Source organism: Hyalangium sp., assembly GCF_045802625.1.
Classification (GTDB): Bacteria; Myxococcota; Myxococcia; order Myxococcales; family Myxococcaceae; genus Hyalangium.
Genome location: NZ_JBJMQP010000016.1, coordinates 1 through 11,877, shown reverse-complemented (window position 1 = coordinate 11,877; position 11,877 = coordinate 1). Strand labels below are relative to the sequence as shown.

The window sequence follows — 11,877 nt, the reverse complement described above, 5'->3', positions numbered from 1 at the left end:
CTCAATTCTCCAGAGGCGACAGATCCACGTAGAACAGCGCCTGATCCCCAGCGCCCACGTCGACGACCTTCGTCTGTGGCACGTAGCCTCGTGCCTCGAAGGTGACGTGGTAGCGGCCCGCGGGCAGGCGGAACTCGAAGTCTCCCGTCGAGCGGGTGCGAGCGCGGAGCCTGGCCTCCTCGACTCGGAGGGTGGCCACGACGGGGCGCCCTTCGGTGGAGCGCACGCGCCCGCGCATCCAGGCACGGACCTCCGTTCCCTTCTGCAGGACGAACTCCACGGAGGCCTCGCCGTGGGAGGGCACGACCACCATCTCCTCCTGGGGCCGGAGCCCAGCGCCGACGAGCTTCAGGGTGATGGGCCCCGGGCCCGCCTCGGGCACCACGAAGAGGCCCTCCGCATCGCTCCGGGCGATCGCCTTGCCTCCGAGCTGAACCTCGACGTCGGTGGCGGGCACCTTCGTGCCATCGTTGCCCTGCTCGCGCAGGAGCCGGCCCTTCACGGTGCCGGGACCTGGGATGCGATCGAGCGGCAGGAACACACTGGCCTGTCCTCCCGCGGGCACGAGCACCTTGCGCTCCACGGGCTGATAGCCCTCGGCCGAGGCGTTGATGGCCACCCACCCGGAGGCGAGCCCCTCCACGCGGAACGCTTCCCCCGCGGCGACCGCCTGCTTGCCACCAGCCTGGACGTGAGGGCTCTTCAGCGGCAGGGAAGGGTGGGGCCGCAGCGTGATCCACACCGTCCCGGAAGCCTCCGGAGCGGGGGAAGCGGCCAGGGCGCCGGTGCTCAAGAGCACGAGCACGAGTGTCATCGCGCACCGTCTCATGGGTTCGGCTGCCCTCCGATGGTGAGCTGGTAACCCACGCCCAGAGACAACCCACCCAGGTTGCCGATCACGTGCCCACGCCCCGGCGCGTAGGCCCACTGAACCTGTCCGGCCACGCGGCCCGGGCCCGCCCTCCACCCGAAGCCGCCTCCCAGCACCACGTCGGGGCCGACCGAGTGGAGCTTCTGGGTGACGGTGCCTTCCTGCTGGCTCTGGAACTCCAGGCTCCCCTGCATGCCCAGGATGCCCGCGCTCGCGTCGGCGAAGACCAGGCCTCGCGTCAGGACCGGCTGGCTCCAGCGGGCCCCGAGCCGGAGGGCTCCACCGCTCAGGGTGAACGTCCTGGTGACCGGGTTCGGTCCTCCTGCCGCGAGGGTCGTGCTCACCGCGCCATTGCCTCGCAACTCGAGCTCCGCCAGCGCCTCCAACGGCAGCGTGGCGAGCCGGAGCGAGCCCTCGAGCTGGAGCCCCGCGCCATGGGCCGAGGCGGCATTGCTGTGCACGAACAGGAAGGCGCCCAGCGTGCGCTGCCAGGGCGTCCCCGGAGAGGCCGGGGTGAGGTGCCCCGTGGCCGCGACCGGAGCGCCGGGCGTGCCGGGCCCCGGCCGTGTCTGCGGACTGGGAGGCGCCGGGCGAGGCTCGACCTGAAGCGTGAACGCCCGATCGGTCTCATCGAGAGGCGAGGCGGAGATGCGCGCCGGAGCCGTGCTCGCGGTGGAGGCGGTGTAAGGGAGCTCGAAGACGCCGCCCTCCTTCGCCTCGATGGGGCCGAGCGTGCCCTGCTCCGCGCTCACGGCGAGGGGAGGGAGCGCGAAGGCCGGATTGCCGCTGTCATCCACGGCGAACCCCTGCAGCCGGACGGGCTGCCCCTGGATCGGATTCTCCAGGGCCACGAGCTGGACGCGGGGGAAACGGGGCTCGGGGAGCGGAACAGTCTGCGTTCGGCTCTTGCCCGAGCGCTCGGTGATCGTCACCTGCGCGCTCGCGACTCCGGGCGGAAGCTTCACCGGCACCGCGGCCTCTCCGCTGGCCGTCGCGACCACGGGCCCGTAGGAGGCGGCACCGATCGACACCTGCACCTTCGTTCGGGGCGGCGCCTTGAGCCGGAGCAGAGAGGGACCGTGGACGGGGAGGGCGAGCCACGCTCCGGAGCTGCTGGCTCCCCGCTTCACCGTCGCGTGGAACAGGGCCACCTGGGCGCCTTCCTGCGAGCCCGGCCGATAGGTGGCGTGGAAGGTGCCGTCCGGCGTGGGAGCGGGCTCGGTGACAGCGCCGATGTTGACGCTCAGGGAGACCTGGGCGTCACGCAGCGGGCGCCCCGAGTCATCGAGCACGCTGAGTTCGAGCTGCGCGCTGTCCTCGGAGGTGACGAAGGGCTTGTCGGAACGCAGCGCGACAGCCTGACCCGTCAAGGTCAGGACCAGGAGAGTGAGAGTCGCTGCTGCCATGGCGCCTAGTGATCGATCCTTTCGCCCCGTCGCAGTCTACGCAATCCACCCCAGGGGCGCGATGCCACCAGGAGGAGTACCAGCCAGGTGAGCAACTGGCTCGGCAGACTGGCAGCATGGGAAACGCACCCGACGTTCACTCCCGGGTCCTTCGGCTGGAAGTCCACGCTCTGCGTCTCGGTGAGCGCGGCTCCATCCGGGCTGGCGACCCAGATCTTGGCGCTCACCTGTTGATGGAGCTGCGTGGTGGCCTGGGCGGTGACCTTCACGGTCAGCGGCGAGCCCTTGCGCAGCTCCGGGAGCTCGAAGCCCGCTCCCTGGGCCGGCAGGGCCTGACCGTCGAGGCTCGCCCCGGCCACGGTCAATCCTCCGGGCTCCAGCATCAGCACGCCGCCCGTCACGACCACGTCGCTCTCGTTCGAGACCTGCACCTCGAACTCCACCATCTCGCCGGGCTTGGCGATCAGGCTGGCCGCCGGAGACAGCAGCGCGAGCTTCACGTCGGCCAGGCACTGCGGCAGGACGAGCCGCTGGACCTGCTCTCCGTTCGGCTTCTTCAAGATCTCGTCGTTGATGAGCGGCCAGACGGCCAGGGGCTTCGAGGGATCCACCGGGCACTCGGGCAGGGTGACGGAGGCCGTCCACTTGCCGGGACGCTCCAGGACGGTCGGGGTGAGGGCCAGGGGCGCGGTGGCGGCGAAGGAGACGAGCTTGTCCGGGGGCAGCGTCGCCGGGTTGCCACACTGGTCGCGCAGGGTCAGCTCCGCGGTGAGCTGTCCCGTGAGGAAGGGCAGCGGAGCGGGGTCTTGGAGGACCGGACCGAACGAGAAGTTCGAGTTCAGGGGGCTGGGAATCCCTCCCCTGAAGTGGAGCGTGAGGGGCGCCTTGGCGTTGACGCCGGAGACGGTGAAAGCGACGTCCTCTGCCACCAGGTCCTTCCAGACCACCTGCGCGGTGCTCGCGAGAGGCCCCGTGACGCACTTGGCGGAGCTGGAGTACGTGGACGGGTTGAGGGTGGTGCTGACGAAGCTGGCCGAGCGGTCCACCTGCTCGCAGAGGTACACCGCCGTGGCGGGTACATCCGGCACGGGATTGTCCCAGAGATCCTCGGCCGTCATCACGATCGTCGCCTCCGAGCAGGTCGGCGTCGGCTCGGGAGCGGTGGTGGACAGCTCCACGTGATGGAACTGGCCGGCCCTGACCGCGATGAGGGTGCTCCCAGAGAGGCCCTGCCTGACATCGGTGACCAAGAGGGAGACCTTGGGATCGGCGCTGTAGAAGGTGATGGGGAACGGAGGTGGCGGAGGCTGCTGCAGCGGATCGTAGGTGAAGGAGGTGTCAGCGGGGGGCTGCGCCAGACGCGCGCTCGTCTCGAAGTGCAGCGTGCCGGAGTAGAAGGTCTTGTTCCCAGCGCTGTCCACCGGGATCACCAGGAAGGTGTAGTTGGTGCCCGCGACCACCGCGGAGTCCAGCACGACGGTGAAGCCCACAGGGGGGCCAGGCGTCACCGTGACACTCGAGAGCTTCGCGGAGAGGGTAGTGACGTTGACGTCTTGGACCAGCAGATCCCACTGGCCGAGCGATTGGAACGTGACGAGGAACGTCTTCGTGCCGTGGTCCACGGCGGGGTTGAAGGTGTAGTCCGAGGGCAGCAGCGCGCGAGGCGCGTTGGAGGAGAACCGGAGGGTGCCGGCGTACTCCGTGTCGACACCGGACAAGTTCCGGGCCGTCACCGACACGATGAACGGGATGCCCGCCTGCACGGGTGGGGTGACAGTAAGGGCCTCCAGGCTCGTGGTGGTGCTGGTCCCCGCCCTGGAGGCAGATGGCAGGCTCACCAGCAGCAGCGGTAGCAGCAGCAGACAGTGCGTGCGGAGACGACGGCTTGGTGCCTGGTTCATCGTTCGCTCCGGTGCTCACAGAACAGCACAAGGCTGCTCGGCGGGAGGCCTACCATCGTAGAGAGGGTTGTATGATTATTGCAATAATCCAATGTAGGTGTGACGCGTCCTCTGCGTCCCACGAGGGAAGCCCCGGCCTCTCCCCCCGCTGCGTTCCCTGGCTCGCGGCGGCTCCAGGGCTTATGAGACCAGGAGATACCATGCCGCACTCCGCCTGCCCCATCTGCCAGAAGCCCGTGGCGCCCCGCGCCGAGAACTCCTCCTATCCGTTCTGCTCGCGGCGGTGTCGCGCCGTGGATCTCGGCCGCTGGCTGGGAGAGGAATATCGGATGCCCGAGCGGCAGACCGATGAGCGAGAGGACGAGCTCCCCGCCGAGCATCCCGAGCGGGGGAGCGACGCGTGAGCGGTTGGGTCGATCTGCACTGCCACCTGCTGCCGGGAGTGGATGACGGGGCGAAGACCCTGGCGGACAGCCTGGAGATGGCACGGGCGCTGATCGATCTGGGGTTCTCCACCGTGGCGCCCAGCCCGCATGCGCGCCCCGAGTACGCCTCCGCGGAACGGGTCGAGGCGCGGCTCGGGGAGCTGCGCGGGGCCCTGGAGCGCGAGGGCCTGGTGCTGGCGCTCGGGCGCAACGCGGAGAATGTGCTGGATGACGCCTTCCTGCGCGGCCTGGGCACGCCCGCGGCGCGGATGCTGGGCCCGGGCCGGTACGTGCTCGTGGAGCTGCCGTACACGACGCCCGTGCCGCCGCTGCTGGACATCCTCTTTCGCATCCGGACCAAGGGAGTGACGCCGGTCCTTGCCCACCCCGAGCGCTGTCTGGAGTTCGAGCGCAAGGGGCGCGCGGCGGAGGCCGTGCGATCCGGAGCCTTGCTGCAGCTCGACGTGGGGGCGCTCACCGGGCGTTATGGAGGGACGGCGAAGAAGCTCGCGCGCACGTGGCTGGAGGACGGGCTGTACGCGCTGGGCGCGACGGATCTGCACGCGCCCGTGGGGGCGCGGGACTGGGTAGGGCGAGCGCTGACGGAGCTTCGCTCCCGGGCGGGCGAGCGGGCCTTCGAGCGCCTCATGCGGGACAACCCAGCGCGTCTGCTGGCGGGAGAGCCTCTGGAGTCCGAGGGGGACTGACGGTATACCGCCCGCCGTGAAGCGCGCGCTCAAGCTCGTGGCCAGCCTGCTGGTCACCCTCCTGTTCACGTGGTGGACGTTCCGGGAAACGGATCTGAAGTCCCAGTGGGCCAGCCTGCGATCGGCGGACTACTTCTACCTGCTGCCGTACCTGGGCATCCTCACGCTGATCCACATCTGCCGGACGCTGCGCTGGGGCTGCCTGTTGTCGGGCATCGAGCGGGTGCCGTTCCGGCGGCTGAACGAGGCCTCGGGCATTGGCTTCATGATGCTGCTGGTGCTGCCGTTCCGGCTGGGCGAGTTCGCGCGCCCCTTCCTCATCGCCCAGCGCAGCTCCATCCGCCGCAGCGCGGCGATGATGTCCGTGGTGCTGGAGCGCATCACCGACGGGCTCCTGGTGGCCACGCTCCTGCGCGTGCTGCTCTTCTTCGTGCCCAGCGAGAGCGTGGGGATCCGCTATGTGAAGCTGGGCTCCACGGTGATGTTCGCCCTGTTCGGCGGTGGGCTGGCCTTCCTGCTCTTCGCCCGCTGGCAGCATGACCGCGCGGTGCGCCTGGTGCGCGTCACGGTGGGCCGCTTCATGCCGGGGCTGGCCCACAAGATGGCGGACGTCGTGGACGGCTTCGTGGGCGCGATGCGCCAGCTGCCGGATGCCACCCAGCTCACCTTCTTCTTCCTGCTCACGCTGGTCTACTGGGGGCTGAACGGCGTGGGCATGGCGCTGCTGGCGCGGGCCTTCGGCTGCGTGGGCGCGGATGCCGCGTGCCAGCCCATGAGCCTGACGCTGTTCCAGGCCTTCGTGGCGATGACGGTGCTGGTGGTGGGGCTGATGATCCCGGCGGCGCCTGGGATGATGGGCACCTTCCAGGCGGCGATGAAGGTGGGCCTGGGCCTCTTCCTGCCCGCCGCGGTGGTCAACCAGAGCGGGCTCGCCTACGCCAACGTGCTGTGGCTGAGCCAGACGGTGCAGCAGATTGGCTTTGGCCTCATCCTCCTGTCCGTGGGGCACCTGTCCTTCCGGGACATCGCCACCAAGCTGGACAAGGAGGGCGAGGCCTCCGCGCCCATGGCATGAGGCGGGGCCTCGAGCGGCAGGCTACAGCTCCGCGTTGAGCCAGCGGACGATGGCCACCTTGATGGACGAGGGTGGCTCCGCGGGCGGCGGGGGCAGCAGGTGGCTCATGCCGGGCAGATCGCGCATGAGCCCCATGGGCAGCACCTCGCGGATGTGACGCGTGTCCGAGGCGGTGGCCGTCGTCATGGCTCGCCCCCGGCGCGGCCGTACTTGGCGAGCAGATCCTCCACGGCCTCGCGCAGGTACTCGCTCTGCGCGATGCGGGAGCGCCGGGACAGCTCGCGCAGCTTCTGCACCTGCTCCTCGGCGACGAGGACGTGCGTGGAGACGACCTCGGCTTCAGGGCCGGGGGCGGCGCGGCGTTCACCGGAATCGAGCGGAGCCACCGAGGTGTCGGAGCTCAGCGGGCTGATGTTGCCATCCTGCATCAGGGGCCTCCTGGGCGAGCTGCTACAGACCGCTACTGGCCTGTGGGGGCATTAGGCGGTCGGCTCGCCGTTCCGTCAAAAAAAGAGCTGAGCGAGGGCCGCGCCGCCGCGCTGGAGAGCAGCCGGACAGGCGGGTGCAAGGGCCGGTGAGCAGAGGCGAGCGTCGGGGGCGTTCCTCTCTCGGCTGCTGCTCGGGGGCCGCTCCGCCTTCACGTTGAGGAGGCGGACACAAAGGAGGCCGGAGATGACCAGGGCAGGGTGGGCACTCGGTGGCGTGGGGCTCGGGGCGGGGATCATGTACTGGGCGGATCCGCGCAGCGGCAGGTGGCGCCGCGCCCATGCTCGGGGGAAGGTGCTGCATGTGCTCTACCAGGCGGGGGATGGGCTCGAGGTGGTGGCGCGAGACATGGCCCATCGCACGCGAGGCCTCTTCTTCAAGCTCCGCGGACGGCTGCAGGTGGAGGACGTGGATGACGTGACGCTGGAGGCGCGCGTGCGCTCGGCGCTGGGGCGCGTCTGCTCGCATCCGGGAGCCCTCCAGGTGGCTTGCCGCCAAGGGCAGGTGGAGCTGAAGGGCCCCATCCTGGCCCACGAGGTGAAGCCCGTGCTCGCGCGGGTGCGGGCCGTGCGGGGCGTGGCGGAACTCGACGACGATCTGGAGAGCCACGAGGAGCCGGGCAATCACCCTTATCTGCAAGGGGGAGTGGGCCGGCCCGGGGCTCGGCCAGAGCAGCTGCAGCACCACTGGTCACCGACGGCGCGCTTCCTGGGGGGGCTCGGGGGCGTGGGGCTGGTGGGCTATGGCCTGTCCCGGAGCGGGGTGCTGAGGCCGCTGCTGTCGGGGGCGGGGATGCTGCTGGGGCTGCGCAGCGTGACGAACCTCGAGCTGAAGCAGCTGACGGGGGTGGGCGCGGGGCCGCTGGCGCTGTCCTTCCAGAAGGACATCACCGTGAACGCGCCGGTGAACGAGGTGTTTGCCTTCTGGCAGGCCATGCACAACTTCCCGCGCTTCATGAGCCACGTGGAGGACGTGGAGATGACGAAGGAGGGCCGCTCGCACTGGAGGGTGCGCGGGCCGGCGGGGATCGTCTTCGAGTGGGACGCGGTGATCACGCGGATCGAGCCGGGGCGGGTGCTGGCGTGGAAGAGCGTGGCGGGCTCGATGGTGGAGAACGCGGGCATCATCCGCTTCCAGGAGGCGGGGGAGGGGCGGACGCGGCTGGACATCCGGCTGTCGTACAATCCCCCTGCGGGGGCAATCGGGCATGCGTTCGCGAGGCTGCTGGGCGCCGACCCGAAGAAGCAGATGGATGACGATCTGCTGCGCCTGAAGTCGCTGCTGGAGCTGGGCAAGGCGACAGGCCACGAGACGGTGAGGCGGGATGAGCTGGTCCCGGGGCGAGGGGTGGAGACCTGGGTGTACTGAGCCTGGGGGGTGGCCCGGGGCTGGGTTGCCCCCTCGGCTTGGGTGGATTCGGTTCGGTCTGCCTGTTAGGCACAGGTGTCATTTTAAGGAGCAGCCGTGTTCCGATTTGAAACCGACCGGTCCCTCATCGAGTCCTTCCGCTCGCGTGATCGCCGGGTCATCGAGATGCCGCCGGGCATCACCTTCCCGTTCTTCGTGCGCGACTACCTGGCGTGGACGGAGACGTCCGGGGCGCGCGTGTACCTGATCTTCGCAGCGCCCAGCAGCCGCAAGCCGATCGGCATCATCTTCCGCCGAGACTCGCCGGGCGGCGGGCTCACCTCGAGCATGTGCGAGTGGTGCCACAGCTACGGCTCGTCGAGCGAGGTGGGGCTGCTGACGACGGACGCGGACAACAAGCGCCGGGTGGGGGTGCACCTCTGCCTGGACTTGCGCTGCAAGGAGAAGCTGGAGGATCAGGCGGACCGCTCGGGGCGGCACCCGCGCGAGGCGCTCGAGCAGCTGAAGGAGCGCATGTTCCGCTTCGCGCACGAGGCGCTGGGCATCGAGGCCCAGCCCGAGGCGTACGGCGCGCGGCCGGGGTAAAAGAAAAGCCCCGGAATCACTCAGGGAGTGACTCCGGGGCCTGTGGCCAGGGTCGGACTTGAACCGACTACCTGCGGATTATGAGACCGCCGCTCTAACCAGATGAGCTACCTGGCCATGGGGTGTAACCTACTGCTTTTACTGAGGAACCTCTACCTCCGTACTACTGCCCCTCCAGTTGATATGCAACCTGTACGGACTTCGTACGGACTGGAGAACTGCGATGCCCCGGTGGACGGGTAAATGGGACGGTGGACGGACCTACGCGAATAAGCAGGGCGACACCGTGTGGGTCCTCGAAAAGCAGGTCCACGGGCGGCTCTATACCACACGGCTTTCCGTGGGCAACGAGAAGGATGCGCTCGCTGAGCTTGCCCTGTTTAGGAGGGACCCTGACGCCTACGTGGCCCACGCCCAGGCGCCCAGGCCGGTGGGGGAGGACACCTCCAAGAACGCGCTTCCGATCCTCCAGGCCGCCTGTCGCCAGTTCATCCGCGAGGAAGCGAGCCCCCTCGACGGCGTTCCTGATCTCCGCCATCTCCGCACTCAAGCTGATGGCCTTGTGCATCGTGCGGTTCCTCCTGGGGTGAGTGGTGAAGGCCGCACCTCGACGATGCGGCCTTCTCCAAGGGCAAGAGGAGGCCCGCCACATCTACAGCGGGACTCCTCCTCGGGCACTACGGCCCGTGCCTCACCCGATCCCGAAGATGCTCGGCCAGCGCGAAGAGCACAGCAGCCGTCATCCTCCGGGTGAGTGTCGAGGCCAGCAGCTTCCTCACGGCGCTCAGCATGGCGTTCACCCCCTTCCCGCCCGACTGATCACGCCTCGCCCGCACCGTGACAGGTGCGGGGACGAAGCCTCCACCAAGGTTCTTATCCCGCGAGTGGGCGGAGACTTTCAGGACCAGGTTGCGCACCGTGAAGGGAGGCCGGGCAGCTTCCCATCCCGTAGTAGGATACGAATGGGACCTGGGGCGTCGTCGCCTCTGGGGGGACCATTCCGTAGACTCGAACCCTCTCCGTTCCGGAGGGCTCCCTATGGCAACCCGGCTGATCGCAGCGGTCCTGCTTTTGACCCTGCTCAATGCGTGCGCCGCCCAGCGCGTCGTGCGCCTCGACATGGGCCAGGAGGCGCCCATCGAGTACAGGCCGCCGACCTCGAACAAGTCCGTGAGGGTGGACGCCGAAGCGTTCGAGGAAGCGTTGACGCAGTTGGTACTGAATGCGCCCCTCACCCTCCGTCCACCCCAGCAAGGTTGGCTGGTGCGCGCCTCCTACCCCAGCAACGACCCGGACACCCGCTGGCAGAGCCTGATGAGCAAGAGCTTCGGCGGCATCTGCGAGCCGGGCCAGCGCAAGGAAACCTGCCTCTCCCTGCTCGATGATGTGATGGGCCTGAGCAAGTGGGACAAGCTGGGGGTGGGGCTGGCCCTGTCGATCGATCCCCTCAAGGAGAGCATCGCCCTGGCGGTGAAGGACACCTTGGCTCCGCAGCTCTTCTATACCGTCATTGCGACGGGACTCGTCACCTGGGCCGTCCTGGCGGCGAACCCCGAGCCGGTGTTCACCAAGGCGGCCGCGATCGTTTCAGCGGCCCTGTTGATCTACCTGGGAGTGGAGACGTTCCTGGAGTTGGTGGATGCGAGCCGGGAGTTGAAGTGGGCCACCGACCGGGCCACGACCTGGGAGGAGTTGGAGCGCGCCAGCAAGCGCTTCGCAAGCCGGGTTGGGCCGGAGGTGGCCCGCGTCTTCGTGCTGGCGGTGACGGTGGTGGTGAGCCACGGCATGACCGGGGGCTCGGCATGGCTGGCCTCAAGGCTGGCGATGCTGCCCAGCTTCTCGGAGGCAGCGGCACTGGGGGCCTCACAACTGCGCCTCATACTTTCGGAGATAGGACAGGTGAGCGCGGTGGCAGTTTCCGCCGATGGCACCATCACAATTACCCTGGCTTCCACGGCGGTCGCCATGACGAGCCAGGGGCACGGTGGTGGCTCGAAGCCAGAGAATCAGAAGCCACAGACACAAGAGCAATATAAGAAGCCCAAGTCTGGTGTCAGCGGGAAGGAAGGCGCCAAGGACGTTCCAAGTTGGGCACGGGGTCAGCGGCCCAGGGTTGGTGAGAGTGGCAAGGACTTTGCCAAGAGGTTGTTGGACGAGAAGTATGGAGAAGGGAATTACGAAAAGGGCGCTAAAAGCGAATTCAGCAAGATACAGAAGTGGGGAGATCGCTCATTCGAAGATCCATGAGGACAGGCAATGACGCACGTGTATATCCTTCAGCATGTCCATGCGGCTCCAAACGGAGAGGAAGATGTCAAGCTCATTGGAGTGTACGCGACCGAGGCTGATGCACAAGCAGCCTCGTCTCGGTTGAGCCAACAGCCAGGCTTTCGAGATCACCCGGAGGGTTTTGAAATTTCACGGTATGAACTCAACAAGGACCACTGGACTGAAGGATTCATAAGCTGGGCCGAAGCCCTTGATGAATAATGAATCAATGGGAATCGAAGCTCGCGCCTGAGCGATCGCATTCAGGTCTTCCAGATGAATTGAGCGGTGAGGCACGTGCAGGACAGAGTTACCATGGATTGGACACACGTGATGACCGAACTCGACGCGCACCTCTCGGACGAGAAAGTCAGGCATCCCTCTTCGGTTCCTCCTCGGAGTTGTGGGGAGCGCGACGTTCGAGGCGCAGAGTCCTCCAGCGGAAGCTAAGTTCGAGTTTCGCAGATTTGAGCGGGTAGAGGAGCGCGCGGTTGTCGCGCAGTGGAGCCCTGCGCGGTGGCGCTTCCCGTGTTGGAGGGAAACCGCCCGAGGCGGAGGGCCATCCAGCGCGAGGCCGTAGGACTTCATAGGTCAGAAGGCAGGAGCCCTATCCAGAGGGGTGGCACGCCCCTCTTTCCATGAGGAGGCTGCCATGGGACTGCCGGAGACGTTTCTCCAACTCGTCGTCTACTTGGGTGCCAGCATGACGATGCCGACGCTCACCTGGCTGGTGACGGTGGTGCAGGGGTGGCTGTTCGCCGGACGGCACACCCTGACGGGGGTGT

At 68.0% G+C, this 11,877-nt stretch carries 12 protein-coding genes and 1 tRNA gene; 6 read left to right on the top strand and 7 right to left on the bottom strand.

Annotated elements, in window-relative coordinates:
• Position 1: 1 nt before the first annotated feature.
• Genes ACJ8AT_RS03025 through ACJ8AT_RS03015 form a run of 3 tightly spaced genes read right to left on the bottom strand, consistent with a single transcriptional unit; the run spans position 2 to position 4,178 of the window.
• Complete coding sequence (locus tag ACJ8AT_RS03025) at positions 2-814, bottom strand: carboxypeptidase regulatory-like domain-containing protein (RefSeq protein ID WP_407736014.1); 813 nt, start codon at positions 812-814, stop codon at positions 2-4.
• Between the two features lie 11 nt (positions 815-825).
• Positions 826-2,241, bottom strand: a complete 1,416-nt coding sequence (locus ACJ8AT_RS03020) for a hypothetical protein (protein WP_407736013.1) — start codon at positions 2,239-2,241, stop codon at positions 826-828.
• Between the two features lie 41 nt (positions 2,242-2,282).
• Positions 2,283-4,178: a hypothetical protein gene (locus tag ACJ8AT_RS03015; RefSeq protein WP_407736012.1), complete on the bottom strand. Its 1,896-nt coding sequence runs from the start codon at positions 4,176-4,178 to the stop codon at positions 2,283-2,285.
• Between the two features lie 200 nt (positions 4,179-4,378).
• Between ACJ8AT_RS03015 and ACJ8AT_RS03010 the strand changes: the two genes are divergently transcribed.
• From ACJ8AT_RS03010 to ACJ8AT_RS03000, 3 genes are read left to right on the top strand one after another with little or no spacing between them, the layout of a single operon-like run.
• Positions 4,379-4,582, top strand: a complete 204-nt coding sequence (locus tag ACJ8AT_RS03010; RefSeq protein ID WP_407736011.1) for a DNA gyrase inhibitor YacG — start codon at positions 4,379-4,381, stop codon at positions 4,580-4,582.
• Positions 4,579-5,310 (top strand): tyrosine-protein phosphatase, encoded by a 732-nt coding sequence (locus tag ACJ8AT_RS03005; protein ID WP_407736010.1) that lies wholly within the window; start codon positions 4,579-4,581, stop codon positions 5,308-5,310. Before ACJ8AT_RS03010 ends, ACJ8AT_RS03005 begins: the two co-directional genes overlap by 4 nt.
• A gap of 16 nt (positions 5,311-5,326) precedes the next feature.
• Positions 5,327-6,385, top strand: a complete 1,059-nt coding sequence (locus ACJ8AT_RS03000; protein ID WP_407736009.1) for a lysylphosphatidylglycerol synthase transmembrane domain-containing protein — start codon at positions 5,327-5,329, stop codon at positions 6,383-6,385.
• A gap of 21 nt (positions 6,386-6,406) precedes the next feature.
• On the opposite strand, the gene ACJ8AT_RS02995 is transcribed toward ACJ8AT_RS03000, so the two are convergent.
• Together ACJ8AT_RS02995 and ACJ8AT_RS02990 are read right to left on the bottom strand one after the other, a co-directional pair.
• Positions 6,407-6,571, bottom strand: coding sequence for a hypothetical protein (locus ACJ8AT_RS02995; RefSeq protein WP_407736008.1), 165 nt, complete (start codon positions 6,569-6,571; stop codon positions 6,407-6,409).
• On the bottom strand, positions 6,568-6,813 hold the full coding sequence (locus ACJ8AT_RS02990) for a ribbon-helix-helix domain-containing protein (protein ID WP_407736007.1): 246 nt from the start codon (positions 6,811-6,813) through the stop codon (positions 6,568-6,570). The genes ACJ8AT_RS02995 and ACJ8AT_RS02990 overlap by 4 nt, the downstream gene beginning before the upstream one ends.
• A gap of 244 nt (positions 6,814-7,057) precedes the next feature.
• On the opposite strand from ACJ8AT_RS02990, the gene ACJ8AT_RS02985 reads away from it, so the two are divergent.
• The gene (locus ACJ8AT_RS02985; protein WP_407736006.1) at positions 7,058-8,239 is read left to right on the top strand and encodes an SRPBCC family protein; all 1,182 of its coding nucleotides are present in this window, start codon (positions 7,058-7,060) and stop codon (positions 8,237-8,239) included.
• Between the two features lie 96 nt (positions 8,240-8,335).
• Positions 8,336-8,824: an FBP domain-containing protein gene (locus ACJ8AT_RS02980; protein WP_407736005.1), complete on the top strand. Its 489-nt coding sequence runs from the start codon at positions 8,336-8,338 to the stop codon at positions 8,822-8,824.
• 43 nt (positions 8,825-8,867) lie between these two features.
• Here the strand turns inward: ACJ8AT_RS02980 and ACJ8AT_RS02975 are convergent.
• Positions 8,868-8,941, bottom strand: a tRNA-Ile gene (locus tag ACJ8AT_RS02975).
• 921 nt (positions 8,942-9,862) lie between these two features.
• On the opposite strand from ACJ8AT_RS02975, the gene ACJ8AT_RS02970 reads away from it, so the two are divergent.
• Entirely contained in the window at positions 9,863-11,071 is a 1,209-nt protein-coding gene (locus ACJ8AT_RS02970; RefSeq protein ID WP_407736004.1) for a hypothetical protein, read from the top strand.
• 171 nt (positions 11,072-11,242) lie between these two features.
• Here the strand turns inward: ACJ8AT_RS02970 and ACJ8AT_RS02965 are convergent, their stop codons facing one another.
• Entirely contained in the window at positions 11,243-11,470 is a 228-nt protein-coding gene (locus ACJ8AT_RS02965) for a hypothetical protein (protein WP_407736003.1), read from the bottom strand.
• Positions 11,471-11,877: the final 407 nt, after the last annotated feature.